The sequence below is a fragment of the Streptomyces asiaticus genome, from assembly GCF_018138715.1.
In the GTDB taxonomy this organism is placed as follows: Bacteria; Actinomycetota; Actinomycetes; order Streptomycetales; family Streptomycetaceae; genus Streptomyces; species Streptomyces asiaticus.
On sequence record NZ_JAGSHX010000006.1, the window covers coordinates 996,947 to 1,016,875 of the forward strand.

The window sequence follows — 19,929 nt, forward strand, 5'->3', positions numbered from 1 at the left end:
GCGTGGTGTGTCTCTTTCTCGGTATCGCTGCGGCCGCCGGTCACAGGCGTGCGAAGGCGGCCCACTCCTTGATGGCGAACGTGCCGCCCTCGCGCCGCACCTCGGCGGCGCCGTGGCCACCGAGGTGCGCCGGGAAGACGAGGGCGTGCTGATCGGCGGCCCGGCCGAGGACCCGGCGGCGGGTGGCGCGGGATTCGGCCGGGTCCTCGCAGAAGCAGCTGTTGGTGTCGGGATCCGCGATCTGCACCGGGCTGTGCAGCAGGTCTCCGACGAAGAGCGCGCGGTCGCCCCGGGAATCGAGAGCGAGCACGGAGGATCCCGGTGTGTGTCCGGGGGCGAGTTCCAGACGCAGATTGGCGTCGATATCGAGGCTGCCGTCCCACAGCAGCGCCTTGCCCGCTTCCCGGATGGGGGCTACGGAATCCTCGAAGACGTTCTGATTGCCCCTGCCGAGCAGTGGCTTGTGCTCGTTCTCCGGATTCCAGAACTCGAAGTCGCGCTCGGGGATGAGATACGTGGCGTTCGGGAAGGTCGGCACCCACTGCCGACCGTCGAGACGGGTGTTCCAGCCCACGTGGTCGACGTGCAGATGGGTGTTGACCACGATGTCGACGTCGTCCGGCCGCACCCCGGCCCTGGCGAGATTCCCCAGGAAGTCGGTGTCCAGATAGCTCCATACCGGTGCGTAGGGCCGGTGCTTGTGGTTGCCCACTCCGGTGTCGACGAGAATGGTCTTGCCCTCGCTGCGCAGGACCCAGGTCTGAATCGCGGACCGCACGTTATCGGTGCCGGGATCGTAGAAGTCCGGGACCAGCCAGGAGGCATTGTCCTTCCAGACCTCCTCAGGGCTTTCCGGAAAGAAGGTCCGGGGCGTCAGGTCGACGGATCCGTAGTATTCCTCGACGCGTGTGACGGTGACATCGCCCAAGGTTATCTGCTGCATGGATATTCGCCTTGTTCATGAGAAGTCCGATTCGCAGCAGAATCCTCGTCCGAATGGGTCATGGGCGGTATCCGTCACCTGACTGCAGTCGCTGACCGAGGCGGGCAGCACGACCGATAACACATCACGAGGCGCCGAAAACTTTTCGGAAACAGAGGGGGCGAGATCTTTTGCGCCATCGATGACCACGCGTACACGCTGGTACGCCCCAGATCAGAGGCGGCGCGGCACCACCAGCGGCGGAAGTTTCTACCGGAATCATTCCGGAAGAAGCGTTGACGTTGCGTCAGCCCCGCAGCATACTCCGCATCGATCGTTGCCCATCGGCACACCACTGCCACCCGCACCCCGAAGAAGGGACAGCAATGGTCATCGATTCCCGTCAGGCCCATCAGGAGCGCGGAGATCGCCGTCCTCGGTTACGCGTCCGAAGGGCGTGCAGCCTCGGTGTCGTCGGCCTCCTCACCGCGGCCGGTGTCCTGGCCCTGTCCGGTCCCGCCAGCGCCGCGAGCACCCTCGGCGGCGCGGCGGCCGCCAAGGGCCGCTACTTCGGCGCCGCCGTGGCCGCCAACCACCTCGGCGAATCCGCGTACGCCAACACGCTGGACACCGAGTTCAACGCCGTCACACCCGAGAACGAGATGAAGTGGGACGCCGTCGAAAGCTCCCGGAACTCGTTCAACTTCGGCAGCGCCGACCAGATCGTGAACCACGCCCAGGGCAAGGGCATGAAGATCCGCGGCCACACTCTGGTCTGGCACTCCCAACTCCCCGGCTGGGTGGGCGGTTTGAGCGCCACCGAGCTGCGCTCGGCCATGAACAACCACATCACCAAGGTGATGCAGCACTACCAGGGCAAGATCCTTGCCTGGGACGTGGTCAACGAGGCGTTCCAGGACGGCAACAGCGGTGCCCGGCGCAGCTCGCCGTTCCAGGACAAGCTCGGTGACGGCTTCATCGAGGAGGCGTTCCGCACCGCGCGTGCGGCCGATCCGAGCGCCAAGCTCTGCTACAACGACTACAACACCGACGGCCAGAACGCGAAGAGCAACGCCGTCTACAACATGGTGAAGGACTTCAAGGCGCGCGGTGTGCCGATCGACTGCGTCGGCTTCCAGTCGCACTTCAACAACCAGTCCCCGGTCCCCGGTGACTACCAGCAGAACCTCCAGCGCTTCGCCGACCTCGGCGTCGATGTGCAGATCACCGAGCTGGACATCGAGGGCTCCGGCACGGCCCAGGCCGACAGCTACCGCCGTGTCACCCAGGCGTGTCTGGCCGTGTCCCGCTGCACCGGCATGACCGTATGGGGCGTCACCGACAAGTACTCGTGGCGCGCCAGTGGCACCCCGCTGCTGTTCGACAACAACTACGCCAAGAAGCCCGCTTACACCGCGGTGCTCACCGCGCTGGGCGGCACCAGCGGTGGTGGCGGAGGCGGTGGCGACGGCAAGTCGTGCACCGCGTCGTACTCCGAGACGCAGCGGTGGGGCGACCGCTTCAACGGCCAGGTGACGGTGACGGCCGGATCCTCCGCCATCAGCGGCTGGACGGTGACGGTGACCGTGCGTTCCGCGCAGAGCGTCTCCACCACCTGGAACGGCACTCCCAGCTGGGACAGCAGCGGCAAGGTCATGACGATGAGGCCCAACGGCAACGGCGACCTGGGCGCCGGAGCGGCCACCAGCTTCGGCTTCACGGTCATGGCGAACGGGGACTGGTCGGCCCCCACCATCGGCTCGTGCACCGCCTCCTAGCCGACCGGCAGGGGACCGCACCCGCACTTACAGGAGGGATCATGACCGGACGCGGGAAGGCCACGGCAAGACGCGCAGGCACAAGAAGCACCGGGAAAGCGCGGCGGTTCGCGCTCGTCGCCGCGGCCACGGCCGCCCTGGCGGGGTTCTCCGCCGCGCCGTCGCCCGCCGCCACGCACGGCGCGGCGCACACCGAGCGGGCCTGGGCCAACTGCCCCAATGGATATGTGGGTCTGACGTACGACGACGGGCCGAACCCGGGGTCGACCCAGGCGCTGCTCAACGCCCTGCGCGCGGGTGGCGCGAAGGCCACCTTCTTCATCTGGGGGCAGCACGCCGACCAGTATCCGGACCTGCTCAGGGCCGAGCAGACGGCCGGCATGTGGATCGCCAATCACACCACCTCGCACCCCCATCTCACCCAGATCGGCGAACCGGCGGCGTACAACGAGATCGCGGGCGCCCAGAACACCATCAAGCGCATCACCGGGCAGACACCCACCCTGTTCCGGCCGCCCTACGGGGAGACCAACGCGCAGGTCAGGGCCGATGAGGCCCGTCTCGGGCTGACCGAGGTGCTGTGGAGCGTGGACTCCCAGGACTGGAACGGGGCCGGCACCCAGCAGATCGTCCAGGCCGCCGCCACCATGCGGGCGGGCAGCATCATCCTCATGCACGACGGCGGGTACCAGACCACCGTCGCCGCCGTGCCGCAGATCCTCAGCGGGCTCGCGGCACGGGGGCTGTGCCCCGGCAGGATCACGGCCGGGGCGGGTGGCGGCGCGGTCGTCACGGCTCCCTGAGCGCCGTATCCGGCTGACCGCTTCCGGCCGCGTCGCGCGGCAGCGGCCGCGGGCCCGTCCCGGTGTTCGCCGCGCCACCGGCGCCCCCGTGTTCGCCACCGCGGCAGGCGGTGCGCGACGGGGGCGCCGGCAACAGGCGCTGGAGCAGCGGGCCGGTCATCATCGTGGTGACCACGGCCATGGCCACCATCACGGTGAAGACACGGCCGTCGATGACACCGAGGCCCAGGCCCACGTTGAGCAGGACGAGTTCGGTGAGCCCGCGCGCGTTCATCAACACGCCGAGAGTGACGGCCTGCCGAGGGGTGGCCCCGGTGAGCCGGGCGGCGGCCGCGGCACCGATGAACTTGCCCGCGCAGGCCGCGACGAGCACGGCGAGCAGCATGGCCAGGCCCTGGCCGCCGAGTCCCTGGAAGTTGACGGACAGCCCGGTGACGGTGAAGAAGACCGGGAGCAGCAGCAGGCTCGACTGCTCGATGCGCGCGGGCACCTCCGGAGCGTGGGCCTCGAGCAGGCGGCGCGGTACGACGGCGCCGAAGACGAAGGCGCCGAACACGGTGTGCAGTCCCATCGCGTCGGTGGCCCAGGCCGACAGCAGCAGACCGCTGAAGACCACGCCTTGGACCAGTGTGCTGTCCCGGTTCCAGGACCGCTCGGGCGCCAGCAGCCGGTGCAGCGCGGGCCTGACCACGTACAGCATGCCGACGACGAAGAGGGCGGAGAGCAGCGCCATCCGGGCGAGCGGCCAGGAACCGTCGGCGTTCACCACGACGACCACGACGGCGAGGATCCCCCATGCCAGCAGGTCCTGGAGGGCGGCGCAGGCGAGCGCCATGGTGCCGATGCGCTCCCGGGCCAGACCGTGGTCGGTCAGGATGCGGGCGAGCACCGGGAAGGCCGTGATGGACATGGCCGCGCCCAGGAACAGCGCCGGACCGAGCAGCCCCATCCGCCCCTGCTCGGTGATTCCCCAGGACGCGAAGGCGACGGCCAGGCCCGTGCCCAGGGAGAACGGCAGGGCGACGGAGCTGAGTGAGACCGACACCACCTGCCGGCCACGGCCACGCAGTTGCGCCACGTCGAGGTGGTGTCCCACTCCGAACATGAAGAGCACGAGGCCCAGTTGGGCCAGCAGCTGGAGGAAGGGGCGGGCCTGGTCCGGGAAGAGGACCGCGGTCGGATTCCCGGGCAGCAGCCCCAGCAGACTGGGCCCCAGCATCAGGCCCGCGGCGATTTCCCCCAGCACCGCCGGCTGCCGCAGCCGCTGGGCGATCCGCCCGCAGACGACGGCCGCGGGTACGACCACGGCGAGGCCGATCAGCACATCACGGATGGTCTCTTCCAGCGCACTGCCACTCATGGCCATGGCCCTCCCCCGTCACCGGTTCCGCCCAGTTTCGGCGAGCCACCTCGCGTACGGAAATGCGCACTTGGACGTGTGGACGCGGGGCCGACGCCGATCGCGTGCGACCACGGCCGTACGTCCGTTCCCCTGTTTTCCGGGCAGGCCGAAGCCCGGCACCGGGACGGGGGATTCACCACGGTGCCGGGCGGCTCGGTTCAGACCGTTCGCAGCGCCTCCGTGGGTGGCATCCGGGCCGCCCGCAGGGCGGGCAGCAGCCCGGCGATGGCGCCGATGGCCACGGCCGCGCCGAGTCCACCCGCCCAGGCGAGCACCGGCACCACGGTCTCCCAGCCCTTGACGCCCGCGTAGACGAACGTCGCCAGCGTGCCCAGCACGACCCCGACCGCGCCACCGAGCATGGCGAGTAGGATCGCCTCGGAGAGGAATTGGAGCCGGATGGTGCCACGGGTGGCGCCGAGCGCCCGCCGCAGTCCGATCTCCGAGCGGCGTTCGAGCACGGAGATCACCATGGTGTTGGCGACACCGATGCCCCCGACGAGCAGGGCCACCGCCCCCAGCCCGAGGAACAGTCCGTCCAGCGCCGACCGCGCGGCGGCCCGGGCCTCGAGCGCCGCCGACGGCTGGGTGACGCTGACCTCGCTGGGGTTCTGCGGGTTGGCCGTGGCGGCCAGGACGTTGCGGACCTCCTTGACCTGGTCGGTGTTGGACCGTACGTACACCGTGGAGGGGTGGCCGTCGAAGTCCAGGTACTTCTTCGCGGCCTCATAGCCCACCAGCACCGCCGAGTCGATCTCCGGTGTCAGCTTCGCGGGCTTGAGCACCCCGGACACGTAGAACCACTGGCCGCCGACCCAGATGCGCATGCCCGGGTGGATCCGGGAGATGCCCAGCCGGCTGGCGGCGTCCCAGCCGAGGACGGCCACCGGCTGCCGCGCGGTGGCGGCGTTGAGGTATCGGCCCTGGGCCATCGAGGTGCGCACCGCGGCCGGGAGGCGCAGGCTGGCGGCGTTCACCGTAAGGGAGTTGGTGTTCAGGCTCGGGATGTGCGGGCTGCGGTACGCCTCGGCGTCGGTCTTGCCGGTGCTCTGCACCGCCTCGACCGGGCCGATCCGGGAGATCATGCCCGGCGCCTCGACGGGGAGCTTGGCGTCCCCGCCGCCCAGCGACTGGCCCGGAGTGACCTTCAGCAGATTGGTGCCCAGCTTGTCGATCTCGGCGAGCAGACCGGCCTGCGATGAGGACGACAGCCCGAGCACCGCCACCATCGCGGCGACGCCGATGGCGATGCCCAGCGCCGACAGGGCGGCCCGCATCCGGCGGGTGCGCAGGCCCACGCTGGCGGTCCGGCCCAGGTCGGCGGGGTGGAGCCGGCCGGGGGCGGGGGCCGTGGAGGTCATGGCAACCGCCTCTCGATGTCCAGCGGGTCCTCCGCCGACATGACGTCCGCGACGATGTGGCCGTCGAGCACCTCGATCCGGCGTGGCAGCCGGGCGGCCAGCTCCCGATCGTGGGTGATCATGACGATGGTGGTGCCCTCGGCGTTGAGCTCCTTGAACAGCTTGAAGATCGCGGCACCCGCGACGCTGTCGAGGTTGCCGGTGGGCTCGTCGGCCAGCACGATCGCCGGATCACCGGCCAGGGCACGGGCGATCGCCACCCGCTGCCGCTCGCCACCCGACAGCTGCGACGGCCGGTGGTGGATCCGGTGGCTGAGGCCGACCCGGTCCAGGGCCGCGGCGGCCGCCGACAGCCGGGCCGGGCGCCGGACGCCGGAGTACAGCATCCCGTCCGCCACGTTCTCCAGCGCCGTGGCGTGCTCGGCCAGGAAGAACTGCTGGAAGACAAAGCCGATCCGGGTGGCGCGCAGCCCGGCCAGCGCCCGGTCGGACATCGCGGCCACGTCCTCCCCCACGACCCGTACCGTGCCGGAGGTCGGCCGGTCCAGGGTGCCCATGACCTGCAACAGGGTCGACTTGCCGGAGCCGGAGGGGCCCACGATGGCCACCAGATCGCCCCGGTGGATGGTGAATCCGGCTCCGTCCAGCGCCACGACCGGGGAGGCGCCCGGATAGACCTTGGTCACGTCCTCCAGTTGCAGGACCGCCTCGCCGCCGGTCCGGACGTCGACCGGCCGCGTCTCGGTCTCCACGCCGGTCATGAGGCGGGCACCGCGATCTTCTGGCCGACCTCGAGTCCGGCGCCGCTGACTTCCACCTTGCCCTCGCTGTCGTCGAAGAGCCCGGTGCGCACCGGGATCAGCTTGTGCTTGCCGCCCGCGTCGACGACCTCGATGGCGTAACCGCCTCCGGCGAGCGCCAGCAGCGCGTTCACCGGCACCGACAGCACGTCCTTCACGGTGTCGGAGACGATGGCCACCTGGACGGGCGCCTGGTCGAGCCCGCCGGTGGCCTTCGGGTCCTTCGGCTTGATCTGCACCTCGATCGTGGTCTTGTCGTCGGCCTGCTTCGCCACCTTCCCCACCGATGACACCTCGCCGTCGGTCGACTTGCCGTTGGGGAGGGTGATGGTCACCTTGTCGCCGACCGCCACTCCGGTCTGCTGGCTGGCGTTGAGCTCGACCGTCACCTGCCGCTTGGTCGAGGAGACCTGGAGGACGTTCTGCCCCTGCCCGGCCGGGCCACCGCGTACGGCCCCGGACTTGATGACCCGGACCTCCTCGGCGGGCAGGAACACCGCCTGTCCGAGGGACAGTTCACCCGTCTTTTTCAGGCCGACGTCCTCCTGGAGCTCCTTGAGGGCGTAGTACGTCTGCATGCTGAAGTAGTCCGAGTCGGGGTCGATCTGTGCCTTGGTGGCGTACTTGAGGCTGACGAGCGCGGCGTTGAGCTGCCGCACGTCGGCGCCCTCGGCGCCGTAGGCCAGATCGCGGTAGACCGGCTCGGCGGCGCCCTGGAGCATCACCACCGGCTTGCCGCTCACGCGGTAGAGCACCTTGCCCTGGCTGATCACATCGCCCACGGCGGGCAGCTTGGTGATGGTGCCCTTGGCGTTGTTGACCACGTCGTACGAGCCCGCGTAGCCGAGCGTCCCGTTCTCCAGGGTGCGGGCCGACAGGGAGCCCTGGGTGACCTTCGCCAGCCCGGTGGGGGCGCTGGTCCTGGTCGACGAGTCCTTCTCGGACTTCTTGAACGGATCGGCCACGACGACGCCCGCGCCCGCCGCGACCACGATCGCCACGACGACGATCGCGGTCAGCCCACGCCGCTTGCGCCGCGCCGGTGGTGGCACGCTCTGCCGCTCCGGGGGGCTCGCTTCCTCGTCCTCGGTCGGGCTCTGGGTCGCACTCACGCCGAGCCCCCACCGGGCTTGTTGGGCTCCATGTTGCGCAGGGACTCGGGCTGGTACTGCTTGCAGGCGTCCTCCGCCTTCTTGAACTGCGGAGTGGTCGGGTCGACCTCCAGCTTGAAGCCACCGCTCTCGTCCGGGTCCGGGAAGCTGGGCACGCCGTTCTTGCGCATGCACTTGGCGTACTTGAGCTTGTCCTTGGTCGGCCACACATCGCCCGGACCGCCGCCACCTTCCTGCGGGGGCGGGGCCGGCATGTACTGCTTGCAGGCCTTCTCGGCCTTCTTGAACTCCGACGACTGCGGGTCGATTCCGGCGCCCATGCCCTCACCGGGCTTCGGGTCCTTGAAATCGGGCAGGCCATTCTTCCGCATGCACTCCGCGAATTTCAGCCCGTCCCCTTGCGCGCCGGCCTCCGGCTGCTTGGACTGCGAGTTCTTCCCGGAGCCCACGCTGGCCACGCTCTTATCGGGTTTGCCGTTGTCGCCACAGGCAGTGGCGAGCAGGGCGACCCCGGTCAGCAGCGCCGCCAGTGCGGTGGTGCGCCGCAGCCTCTTCTTGGGTGCGGCACTGCCAACCGACGGCCGCTCCGTGATAACCACCATGCCACTGTCCCCATTCCTTCGGGATTTCCTGTACCTCCTGTTTTAGCGAGGGGGCGGTTTCGCCGAGGTTTCAGTGGGGGTTACGGCCGGAGATGCGCGGGTCCCGGGGCGCCGGGCATGCGGAAGTCCCGGGCCGCCGGGCAGGCGGAAACCTCGGTCCACCGAGCAGGCGGAGGTCCCGGGGCGCCGGGCAGGCGGAAGCCCCGGGCCGCCGTACAGGTGGTTCGGCGGACCGGGGCGGAGGAGCCACCCGGCAGGGCACCGGGCGGGGCACCGGGCGGGGTTACGCCGGCCCCGGCGCTCCTGCGGGCAGGTTCTGCCGGCAAGCCTTGTGGGCGTCCCGGAACTCGGGCGACTTGACGTCGATCCCGGCCTCCTCGGGGGCGAAGCCGCCGCCCTTCGGGTCGGGGAACTCGGGCACGCCGTTCTTCCGCATGCAGTCCACGTACTTCGTCAGATCGGGCATCCCACCGGGCGGCGGGGAAGCCCGGCGCCCTTCCGGCATCAGACGCTCGCAGGCTTTCTCCGCCTTCTTGTACGCATCGCCCTTGACGTCTATGCCGCTGCTCGGGTCCAGCAGAATGGAGCCGTCCGCGGCGGGGTCGGGAAAGTCCGGCACGCCATTGTCCCGAAGGCATTCGACGAAGGCCATGCTTTTGGCCTTCTTGTCCCCCGCCCCGGCGCTCCCGGAGGACTTCGGGGAATCGTCGGAGCCGAGCGCGAAACCCAATCCGCCCGCCACCATCCCGATCGCGAGAGCAGCCCCCAGCGAAACGAGCAGAATGCCCAATCTGCCCTGTCGGCGCGTGCCCTCGGGCGGCTCACCCGCGGCCGCGTTCTCCTTCTCGTCCATACTCTCTCTCCACCCTCTCCCTAATTCTTCGTCAGCAGCTGCGCGGAAATAAGCCGACCGATCGTTTCGAGGGGCTCTCCGGTGAGCATCCCGTCGTGATCGGAGGCGATCCGTACCGGTTCGATATGCCCGTCGACGTACGGCGCCCAGCTGTCCGGAGCCAGCGGCGCGGGGGCCGACGCGGGCCGACCCTCCGTGGCGACGAAGAGCAGCAGTTCTCCGCGGAAGACGCCGGGCGTGTGGTGCTGGAGGAGCCGGTTGTTGTTGGCGTTGACCCTCTGGATCTCGGAGAGCATCCGCACCCGCTTGGGCCGCCCGCCACGGGGCCCTTCAGTGGGCTCGCCGGCGGGCCCACCGAAGGCTCCGTCGGTGGGCCCGTCGGTGGGCCCGTCGGCAAACCCGTCAGCGGGCTCGCCGGTCGGCTCCGCGTCGTCTACGCCGGGGTAGCCATCGAGGCTGACCAGGAGGTCCACCGTTTCACCCCGCTGCTGGAGCAGTGCCGCCATCGCATGGGCCACGGTGCCACCGAACGACCAGCCGAGGAGGTGATAGGGCCCGGCCGGCTGCACGGTCCGGATCCTCGCCACGTAGTCCGCGGCCATCTCCTCGACCGTCGGTGGCAGTGACTCATCCGTGCCGAAACCGCGGGCCTGCAACGCGTAGACCGGCCGGTCCGGCGGCAGGTGATCCGCGAGTTCCGCGTAACAGCGCCCCAGCCCGGTGCTCGGGTGGACGCAGAACACGGGCGGCCGGTCGCCTTCCGTCCGGAGTGGCAGCAACAGGCCGGTGGCGTCGGAGTCGGTGCGGGCGGTGCCGTTCTCCGCACCGTCGAGCAGTCGGGCCACGTCGGCCACCGTCGGGGCGGTGAACACCGCGCGGATGCTGACCTCGGCGCCGAGGACGGCCCGGATCTGGGCAATCAGCTTCATCACCAGGATCGAGTCGCCACCGAGCTCGAAGAACGACGCCTCGGCGCTCACCACCTCCTCCAGGCCCAGCACCTCGGCGAAGAGGGCACACAGGCGCTCCTCGGCCGGCGTCTCCGGGCCGCGTCCCGCCGTTGCCGCGCCGGTGAAGTCGGGTGCGGGGAGTGCGGCCCGGTCCAGCTTGCCGTTCACCGTGATCGGCAGCGCGTCAAGCGTCACAAACGCGGCCGGGACCATGTAGTCGGGCAGCCGATCAGCGAGGAACGCCCGCAACCGAGGCACATCCACGGCGTCATCCGACACGATGTAGGCGACCAGCCGCTTGTCCCCCGTACGGTCCTCCCGGGCGATCACCGCCACCTGACCAACACCCTGGTGGGCGGCGAGGGCGGTCTCGATCTCACCGGGCTCGACACGGAAACCACGCACCTTGACCTGGTCGTCCACGCGGCCGCCGAAGACGAGCTGGCCGTCCGCGGTCCACTTGGCCAGGTCACCTGTGCGATACATCCGCCCGCCCGTGAAGGGACACGCGACGAAGCGCTCCGCGGTCAGCCCGGGGCGGCCGAGATAGCCACGTGCAAGGCCCGGACCCGCGACATACAGCTCACCCAGCACCCCCACGGGGACCGGGTGGAAACGCTCGTCCAGCACATAGACAGCGGTGTTGGGGTTCGGACGGCCGATGGGCACCGGGCCCGAGCCGGACGCCTCCAGGGGCTCGCTCATCGTCGCGCACACGGTGACCTCGGTCGGCCCATACGCATTGACCATCCGCCGCCCCGGCGCCCACCGCTCGACCAACGACGGCGGGCACACCTCGCTGGCCACCACCACCGTGCCCAAGCCCTCGGGCAACTCCTCCACCGTGGCCAGCACCGACGGCGACACCGTCACATGCGTGACACCCAGCGCCGCGGCGGTCGTGCCCAGCGAGCCGTTGGGCGGGAGCATGTCCTGGTCCGCCATCACCAGGGCGGCGCCCGAGAGCAACGCCATGAACAACTCCCATACCGAAGCGTCGAAGCTCAGCGACGCCAGCTGCAACACCCGCGCATCAGCACCCACCGCAAACCGCTCGATCTGCGCGCTGACGAGGTTTCCGATGCCGCGATGCGTGACCGCCACGCCCTTGGGACGGCCCGTCGAGCCCGATGTGTAGATCACGTACGCCACGTCGTCCACGCCCACGGAGACCACCGGCGCCGGGGCCGCGTCCGCGGCTTGCACTGCGGACGGATCCCACACGATGCACTCGACCCCGCCCGGAACCAGCCCCCGAGTCTCCTCGGAGCACACCACCAGCACCGGCCCGGCATCCTCGACCATCCACCCGACCCGCTCCACCGGATACGCCGGATCCACCGGCACAAACCCAGCCCCCGCCTTGGCAATCCCCAGCAGCACCGGCACCACATCCGCCGACCGCTCCAGGACCACCGCGACCAGGTCACCGCGCCCCACACCCCGCGCGGCCAACACCCCGGCCACCCGATCCGACCGATCCCTCAACTCCGCGTACGACCACTCCTCACCACCCGCGCCCACCACAGCCACCGCATCCGGGGACAGCTCAGCCCGTGCGTCGAACAACTCCGCCAATGGCCGCACGGGAACGTCCCGCTCGGTGGCGTTCCATCCCTCCAGCACCCGCTCCCGCTCCACGCCATCGAGCACCTCGAACTCACTCACCCGAGCGGTAGGGTCGGCCGCCACCTGATCCAGCAACCTCGCCAGCCGCTCGGCGAGCCCCTCCACCGTCCGCTCATCAAAGAGGTCGGTGGCATACAGGAACGCGCCGCGGATCCCGCCCGGATTGCCGTCGCCGTCGCGGTGCTCGGCCAGATCGAGGGCCAGATCCACCCGTGCCGAAGCCTCCGTCCCCGACTCGAACGGACGCACCCGCAACCCCGGCAGATCCCACAACCGCCCCTCACCCGAAGGCGCACCCTGAAGACCCAACGACACCTGAAACAGCGGATTACACCCCAACGAACGCGCAGGATTGAGATCCTCCACCAACCGCTCAAACGGCACATCCTGATGGGCATACGCGTCCAGATCCGCCTCCCGCAGCCGGGACAACAACTCCACGAACGTCGGATCGCCACCCACATCGCTCCGCAACACCAACGTATTGACGAAGAACCCCACCAGCCCGTCCAAGGCCGCATCCCCACGCCCCGCCACCGCCGTACCGACCGGAATATCCTTCCCCGCACCCATCCGCGACAGCAGTGCGGAGATGGCGGCGTGCATCACCATGAACATCGTCGCCCCGCCCCGCTGGGCGAGCTCCGTGAGCCGGGCGTGGGTTTCCGCGGTGATGGCGATCGGCACTTCGCCACCGCGGAAGGACGGCACCGCCGGCCGGGGCCGGTCCGCGGGCAGGACGAGCTCCTCCGGCACACCGGCCAGCGCCTCACGCCAGTAGCCGAGCTGGCCACTGATCACACTGTCCGGCTCCTCGAGGGTGCCCAGCACCTCACGCTGCCACAGCGCATAGTCCGCGTACTGCACCGGCAACGGCTCCCAGCCGGGCGCACGGCCCGCCCGACGCGCCGCATACGCCACCCCGACCTCCCGACCCAACACACCCATCGACCAACCATCAACCGCGATGTGATGCGCCACGATCAACAACACATACTCCGACGGACCCGTCTTCAACAGCCGCGCCCGCCACGGCAGATCAACGCTCAGATCAAAGCCCCGGGCGGCATAGCCACCGAGCACCTCCCGCAGATGTTCCTCCCTGGTCTCCACCACGATCAGCGGCGGCCGACCCCCCTCGCCCGCCAGCACATGCTGACGCGGTTCACCAGCGGTCTCGGGAAAGACCGTACGCAGACTCTCGTGCCGGTCGGCCACGTCCCCGAGCGCCGCCTCCAGAGCAACCCTGTCCAGCTCACCGGAGAGCCGGAGCGCCAGCGGGAGGTTGTACACCGCACCGTCGCCGACGCCTTCGAGCCGGTTGAGGAACCACATCCGCTGCTGGGCGTACGACAGTGGCAGCACCTCCGGGCGCGGCCGAGCGGTCAGTGCCTGCTGGGCGGTGCCGTCCTCCGCACCGTCGAGCAACCGGGCCACGTCGGCCACCGTCGAAGCGGTGAACATCGCACGGATGCTGACCTCGGCGCCGAAGGCGGCCCGGATCTGGGCAATCAGCTTCATCACCAGGATCGAGTCGCCACCGAGCTCGAAGAACGACGCCTCGGCGCTCACCACCTCCTCCAGGCCCAGCACCTCGGCGAAGAGGGCACACAGGCGCTCCTCGGTGGGCGTCTCCGGGCCGCGTCCCGCCGTTGCCGCGCCGGTGAAGTCGGGTGCGGGGAGTGCGGCCCGGTCCAGCTTGCCGTTCACCGTGATGGGCAGCGCGTCGAGCGTCACAAACGCGGCCGGGACCATGTAGTCGGGCAGCCGATCAGCGAGGAACGCCCGCAACCGAGGCACATCCACGGCGTCATCCGACACGATGTAGGCGACCAGCCGCTTGTCCCCCGTACGGTCCTCCCGGGCGATCACCGCCACCTGACCAACACCCTGGTGGGCGGCGAGGGCGGTCTCGATCTCACCGGGCTCGACACGGAAACCACGCACCTTGACCTGGTCGTCCACGCGGCCGCCGAAGACGAGCTGGCCGTCCGCGGTCCACTTGGCCAGGTCACCTGTGCGATACATCCGCCCGCCCGTGAAGGGACACGCGACGAAGCGCTCCGCGGTCAGCCCGGGGCGGCCGAGATAGCCACGTGCAAGGCCCGGACCCGCGACATACAGCTCACCCAGCACCCCCACGGGGACCGGGTGGAAACGCTCGTCCAGCACATAGACAGCGGTGTTGGGGTTCGGACGGCCGATGGGCACCGGGCCCGAGCCGGACGCCTCCAGGGGCTCGCTCATCGTCGCGCACACGGTGACCTCGGTCGGCCCATACGCATTGACCATCCGCCGCCCCGGCGCCCACCGCTCGACCAACGACGGCGGGCACACCTCGCTGGCCACCACCACCGTGCCCAAGCCCTCGGGCAACTCCTCCACCGTGGCCAGCGCCGACGGCGACACCGTCACATGCGTGACACCGAACTCCGCCACCACCTCGCTCAACGACCCATTGGGCGGAAGCGTGTCCGAGTCCGCCATCACGAGAGCCGCGCCCGAGAGCAACGCCATGAACAACTCCCACACCGATGCGTCAAAGCTCAGCGACGCCAGCTGCAACACCCGCGCATCAGCACCCACCGCAAACCGCTCGATCTGCGCGGCCGCCAGGTTCCCGATGCCACGATGCGTGACCGCCACGCCCTTCGGCCGCCCCGTCGACCCCGACGTATAGATCACATACGCCACATCATCGACATCCACCGAGGTCGCGGGCGCGGGCTCCGCCACCACCTCAGACGGATCCCACACCCAGGACTCCACCCCGGCCGGAAGCAACCCCCGAGTCCCCTCCGAGCAGAGGACCAGCGCAGGCGCCGAATCCTCGACCATCCACTGGATCCGCTCGACCGGATACGCCGGATCCACCGGCACAAACCCCGCCCCCGCCTTGGCAATCCCCAACAACACCGCCACCACATCCGCCGACCGCTCCAACACCACACCCACCAGATCACCGCGCCCCACACCCCGCGCGGCCAACACCCCCGCCACCCGATCCGACCGATCCCTCAACTCCGCGTACGACCACTCCTCACCACCCGCACCCACCACAGCCACCGCATCCGGGGAGACGGCCGCCCGCTCGTCGAAAAGCTCACCCAACGGCCGCACGGGAACCTCTCGCTCGGTGGCGTTCCACTCCACCAGCACCCGCGCCCGCTCGCCCGGGCCCAGCACGGCGACCTCACTCACCCGAGCCGCAGGATCCGAGGCGACCTGCTCCAGCACCCGCACCAACCGCTCGGCGAGCACCTCCACCGTCCGCTCATCAAAGAGATCGGTGGCATACAGGAACGCGCCGCGGATCCCGCCCGCATTGCCGTCGCCGTCGCGGTGCTCGGCCAGATCCAGGGCCAGATCCACCCGTGCCGAAGCCTCCGTCCCCGACTCGAACGGACGCACCCGCAACCCCGGCAGATCCCACAACCGCCCCTCACCCGAAGGCGCACCCTGAAGACCCAACGACACCTGAAACAGCGGATTACGCCCCAACGAACGCGCAGGATTGAGATCCTCCACCAACCGCTCAAACGGCACATCCTGATGGGCATACGCGTCCAGATCCGCCTCCCGCACCCGGGACAACAACTCCACGAACGTCGGATCGCCACCCACATCGCTCCGCAACACCAACGTATTGACGAAGAACCCCACCAGCCCGTCCAAGGCCGCATCCCCACGCCCCGCCACCGCCGTACCGACCGGAATGTCCTTCCCCGCACCCATCCGCGACAGCAGCAGCGCCAGCGCCGCCTGGACAACCATGAACATCGTGGCCCGCCCGCGCTGGGCGAGCGCCACCAGTCGGGCGTGGACCTGCGGGCTCACCCTCACCGGCATGGAACGGCCTCGGAAGGAGGAGACGGCGGGCCGGGGCCGGTCGGTCGGCAGGACGAGCTCCTCCGGCGCACCGGCCAGCGCCTCACGCCAGTAGCCGAGCTGGCCACTGATCACACTGTCCGACTCCTCGAGGGTGCCCAGCACCTCACGCTGCCACAGCGCGTAGTCCGCGTACTGCACCGGCAACGGCTCCCAGCCGGGCGCACGGCCCGCCCGACGCGCCGCATACGCCACCCCGACCTCCCGACCCAACACACCCATCGACCAACCATCAACCGCGATGTGATGCGCCACGATCAACAACACATACTCCGACGGACCCGTCTTCAACAGCCGCGCCCGCCACGGCAGATCAACGCTCAGATCAAAGCCCCGGGCGGAGTGCGCCGCCAGGACCTGCGGCAATTCCTGCTCCGTCGTTTCCACGACCACGAGCGACGGTCGGCCGGCGCCACCCGCCAGCACATGCTGACGCGGTTCGCCATCGGTCTCGGGAAAGACCGTACGTAAACTCTCGTGCCGGTCGCCGACATCCCCGAGCGCCGCCTCCAGAGCAACCCTGTCCAGCTCACCGGAGAGCCGGAGCGCCAGCGGAAGGTTGTAGCCCGCGCCTTCGCCCACGCCTTCGAGGCGGTTGAGGAACCACATCCGCCGCTGGGCGTACGACAGCGGTACGGAGTCAGGCCGGGGGCACGGCGCCAGCGCGGGGCGGGCCCGGCCGTCCGGGTCGCCTTCCTCCTCGATACGGCGGGAGAGGAGGGCGACCGTGGCGGCGGTGAAGAGCTCACGGATGGTGATCCGGGTGTTGAGCACCGCCCGGACCCTGGCAATGAGCCGCATCGCCAGGAGTGAGTCACCGCCGAGCTCGAAGAACGAGACATCGGCACTGACCCGCTCCACGCCGAGCACCTCGGCGAAAAGCCCACAGAGGATCTCTTCAGTGGGGGTCGCCGGGCCCCGGCCCGCCACGGTGGCTGTGGCGTCGGGGGCCGGGAGCTTCGCGCGGTCCAGCTTGCCGTTGACCGTCAACGGGAGCGCATCCAGCACGACGACCGCCGGGACCATGTACTCCGGCAGCCGGTCCGCCGCGAACTCCCGTACGGCTGCCAGGTCCAGCTCCCCATTGGGGACCACGTACGCGACCAGCCGCTTGTCCCCCGGCCCGTCGCCACGTACCACCACCGCGACCTGGCCCACGCCCTCACAGGCGGCCACCACCGTCTCGATCTCACCCGGCTCGACGCGGAAACCACGCACCTTGACCTGCTCATCGACCCGCCCCGCGAAGACCAGATCACCATCGGCCGTCCACTTCGCCAGGTCGCCACTGCGATACATCCGGCCACCCGGCGCAGCGAACGGGCAGGCCACGAACCGCTCTGCCGATAGCCCCGGCCGACCGATATAGCCCCGGGCCAGCCCGGCACCGGCGATATAGACCTCGCCGACCACGCCAACCGGCACCGGCCGCAGGAACGGATCCAGCACAAACACCTTGTTGTTGGGCAGCGGCCGACCGATAGGGGGCGCAGCCTCCAACCCGGCCTTCAGCGCGGTCGCGGTAGCGGTGGTGATGACGGTGGCCTCGGTCGGCCCGTAGGTGTTCCACACCCGCGCACCCGCCGACCACCGACCAGCCAGCTCCGCACTCAACCGCTCCGCGCCCAGAACCCAGTTCCGCACACCCTGGACGGCATCCGGGTCCAGCACCCCGAGCAGCGACGGCACCACACTCGCCACCCGCACCCCACACCGACCGATCATCTCCGCCAACGCCTGCGGATCCCTACGCTCCTCCGCACTCGCCACCGCCAACGTCCCACCAGCCGCAAGGGTGACGGCGACATCGAGGACGGCGGCGTCAAAGCTGAACGACGCGAACTGCAACGCCACCACACCCGCGTCCATCCCCAACACCGGACGCATCGCCTCAGCCAGATTCGCCACACCACCATGAGCGACGGCCACACCCTTCGGCCGCCCCGTCGAACCCGACGTATAAATCACATACGCCAACTGATCCGGGACAACGACCGTCCCCAACGGCTCCGCCGAGTAGGCATCGGCACCCTCGAGAAAGACAGCACGAGCATCACCGAGCGGGACGCCATCGAGGCAATCGACCGTGCCCAGGACCACCTCGGCCCCGCTGTCCGCGATCACAAAGCCCAACCGGTCGGCCGGATACTCCGGATCCAGCGGAACGAACGCCCCACCCGCCTTCCACACCGCCAACTCCGCCACCACCATGTCCACCGACCGCGCCAAACACAACGCAACCCGCGACTCCCGACCAACACCAGCACCGGCCAACAACCGCGCCAACCGATTCGCCCGCCCGTCCAACTCCCCATAGGACAACGCCTCACCACCACACCGCACCGCCACCCCATCCGGCGCCTCCGCAACCCACCCCTCAAACCGCTCCACCACCGAACCGCCACACAGCGCAGCCTCCGTGGCATTCCACTCCGCCACCACCCGAGCCCGCTCCACCTCCCCCACCACATCCAGCCGACCGACCAACGTCTCCGGATCGGCCGCCATCTGCCCCAGCACCCGGAGTACCTGGTCGACCAGCCCCTGGGCCGTCTCCTCGTCGAACAGGTCCGGCCGGTAGCTCAGCCGCATGCCCAGGCCGCCGCTCGGGCCGACCACCAGGCCGAGCGGGTAGTTGATCGACTCCCGGAGCCCATGCTCGGTGAACTTCAGGCCGCCCGGTCCGCGTCGATCGGCCTCATCGCCCGATGGCTTATCGCCCGATGGCTTGTCGCCCGGCGGCTTCCGCGCGTTCGTGCCCGAAGGGAAGCTCTCGAACGCCATGATGGTGTCGAACGTCGCCCCGGGCCCGGCCTGCCGCTGGATATCGCTGAGGCTCAGATACTGGTAGTCCACCAGCGCCGCCTGCTCGGCCTGGAGCTCCGTCAGCAGTTCGGCCACCGACTGCGCAGGGTCGAAGCGCACGCGTACCGGCACGGTGTTGATGAAGAGCCCCAGCATGCTCTCCATGCCCGGCAGGTCCAGCGGCCGTCCGGCCACGCTGGCGCCGAACACCACATCCCGTCGGCCGGTCAGCTTGCCGACGACGAGAGCCCAGGCGGCCTGAACGACCGTGTTCAGGGTGAGGCCGTGGAAGCGGCGCGTCAGGTCGCGCAGCGCCTGGTCCAGCTCCTTGCTCGCCCTGCCGGACACCATGGCGGAGTGCGCCGGCGCCCCGTTGTACTCGGCCGGGGCCACCAGTGTCGGCTCATCCGCCCCGGCCAGCATCTTCCGCCAGGCCGCCATGGCTTCTTCCTTGTTCTGGCGGGCGAGCCAGGCGAGGTAGTCACGGTACGGGGTGACGGGCGGCAGACCGTGTGCGCTGCCCCCGGCCTCGTAACACGTCCACAACTCCCGCATCAGCACCGGCAGCGACCAGCCATCCAGCAGGATGTGATGCAGCGTGACCATCATCCGGTACACATCCGGCCCGACCTTGACCAACAACACCTTCAGCAACGGCGGCACCGCCAGATCGAAACGCCGCTCCCGCTCCTCGATCCCCAACCGCTCCGACTCCACACGGGCCGCTTCCGCGTCCAGCCCGGACAGGTCCTCCTCACGCCACGGCAGGGTCACCCGGCGCATGACGAGCTGGACCGGGGCCCCGGAGGCACGCCGCTGGAAGCCCGCGCGCAGGCTCTCGTGGCGGTCGAGCAGCGCCTGCCAGGACGCCCGCAGCACCGCGGAGTCCAGCTTGCCCTCCAGGCCGGTGATCATCTGCTCGACGTAGACGTCGATGCCCTCCTCGTCGTACACCGCATGGAACAGCAGACCCTCCTGTAGCGGCGACAGCGGCCATACCCCCACCAGAGCGGAGTCGGTCATC

At 69.8% G+C, this 19,929-nt stretch carries 10 protein-coding genes; 2 read left to right on the forward strand and 8 right to left on the reverse strand.

The features are described from left to right. Positions 1–40 precede the first annotated feature (40 nt). On the reverse strand, positions 41–943 hold the full coding sequence (locus tag KHP12_RS11940) for an MBL fold metallo-hydrolase (protein WP_086880465.1): 903 nt from the start codon (positions 941–943) through the stop codon (positions 41–43). A gap of 365 nt (positions 944–1,308) precedes the next feature. Here KHP12_RS11940 and KHP12_RS11945 point away from each other — a divergent pair, with 365 nt between their 5' ends. Together KHP12_RS11945 and KHP12_RS11950 are read left to right on the forward strand one after the other, a co-directional pair. After that, the gene (locus KHP12_RS11945; RefSeq protein ID WP_086880464.1) at positions 1,309–2,700 is read left to right on the forward strand and encodes a glycoside hydrolase family 10 protein; all 1,392 of its coding nucleotides are present in this window, start codon (positions 1,309–1,311) and stop codon (positions 2,698–2,700) included. A gap of 41 nt (positions 2,701–2,741) precedes the next feature. Further along, positions 2,742–3,503, forward strand: a complete 762-nt coding sequence (locus tag KHP12_RS11950) for a polysaccharide deacetylase family protein (protein WP_244202605.1) — start codon at positions 2,742–2,744, stop codon at positions 3,501–3,503. On the opposite strand, the gene KHP12_RS11955 is transcribed toward KHP12_RS11950, so the two are convergent. The 7 genes from KHP12_RS11955 to KHP12_RS11985 all read right to left on the reverse strand — a co-directional run bounded on the left by KHP12_RS11955 (position 3,490) and on the right by KHP12_RS11985 (position 19,928). Continuing rightward, a complete protein-coding gene (locus KHP12_RS11955; protein WP_244202604.1) occupies positions 3,490–4,863 on the reverse strand; it encodes a cation:proton antiporter in 1,374 nt (457 codons plus the stop codon). The genes KHP12_RS11950 and KHP12_RS11955 overlap by 14 nt on opposite strands. Positions 4,864–5,063: 200 nt before the next feature. Further along, complete coding sequence (locus KHP12_RS11960; protein ID WP_086880462.1) at positions 5,064–6,266, reverse strand: ABC transporter permease; 1,203 nt, start codon at positions 6,264–6,266, stop codon at positions 5,064–5,066. After that, a complete protein-coding gene (locus KHP12_RS11965) occupies positions 6,263–7,027 on the reverse strand; it encodes an ABC transporter ATP-binding protein (RefSeq protein ID WP_051573770.1) in 765 nt (254 codons plus the stop codon). Before KHP12_RS11965 ends, KHP12_RS11960 begins: the two co-directional genes overlap by 4 nt. After that, positions 7,024–8,178, reverse strand: coding sequence for a peptidoglycan-binding protein (locus KHP12_RS11970; protein WP_086880461.1), 1,155 nt, complete (start codon positions 8,176–8,178; stop codon positions 7,024–7,026). The genes KHP12_RS11965 and KHP12_RS11970 overlap by 4 nt, the downstream gene beginning before the upstream one ends. Then, positions 8,175–8,780, reverse strand: coding sequence for a hypothetical protein (locus KHP12_RS11975; RefSeq protein WP_086880460.1), 606 nt, complete (start codon positions 8,778–8,780; stop codon positions 8,175–8,177). Before KHP12_RS11975 ends, KHP12_RS11970 begins: the two co-directional genes overlap by 4 nt. 283 nt (positions 8,781–9,063) lie before the next feature. Beyond that, entirely contained in the window at positions 9,064–9,633 is a 570-nt protein-coding gene (locus KHP12_RS11980; RefSeq protein ID WP_210610251.1) for a hypothetical protein, read from the reverse strand. Positions 9,634–9,653: 20 nt separating this feature from the next. Further along, positions 9,654–19,928 (reverse strand): non-ribosomal peptide synthetase, encoded by a 10,275-nt coding sequence (locus KHP12_RS11985; protein WP_211832931.1) that lies wholly within the window; start codon positions 19,926–19,928, stop codon positions 9,654–9,656. Position 19,929: the final 1 nt, after the last annotated feature.

Excerpts from the sequence above, each read along its gene's own strand:
- KHP12_RS11960 (WP_086880462.1), bottom strand. The coding sequence starts at position 6,266 with ATGACCTCCACGGCCCCCGCCCCCGGCCGGCTCCACCCCGCCGACCTG.
- KHP12_RS11940 (WP_086880465.1), bottom strand. The coding sequence starts at position 943 with ATGCAGCAGATAACCTTGGGCGATGTCACCGTCACACGCGTCGAGGAA.
- KHP12_RS11985 (WP_211832931.1), bottom strand. The coding sequence starts at position 19,928 with ATGACCGACTCCGCTCTGGTGGGGGTATGGCCGCTGTCGCCGCTACAG.
- KHP12_RS11965 (WP_051573770.1), bottom strand. The coding sequence starts at position 7,027 with ATGACCGGCGTGGAGACCGAGACGCGGCCGGTCGACGTCCGGACCGGC.
- KHP12_RS11950 (WP_244202605.1), top strand. The coding sequence starts at position 2,742 with ATGACCGGACGCGGGAAGGCCACGGCAAGACGCGCAGGCACAAGAAGC.
- KHP12_RS11945 (WP_086880464.1), top strand. The coding sequence starts at position 1,309 with ATGGTCATCGATTCCCGTCAGGCCCATCAGGAGCGCGGAGATCGCCGT.
- KHP12_RS11955 (WP_244202604.1), bottom strand. The coding sequence starts at position 4,863 with ATGAGTGGCAGTGCGCTGGAAGAGACCATCCGTGATGTGCTGATCGGC.
- KHP12_RS11980 (WP_210610251.1), bottom strand. The coding sequence starts at position 9,633 with ATGGACGAGAAGGAGAACGCGGCCGCGGGTGAGCCGCCCGAGGGCACG.
- KHP12_RS11975 (WP_086880460.1), bottom strand. The coding sequence starts at position 8,780 with ATGGTGGTTATCACGGAGCGGCCGTCGGTTGGCAGTGCCGCACCCAAG.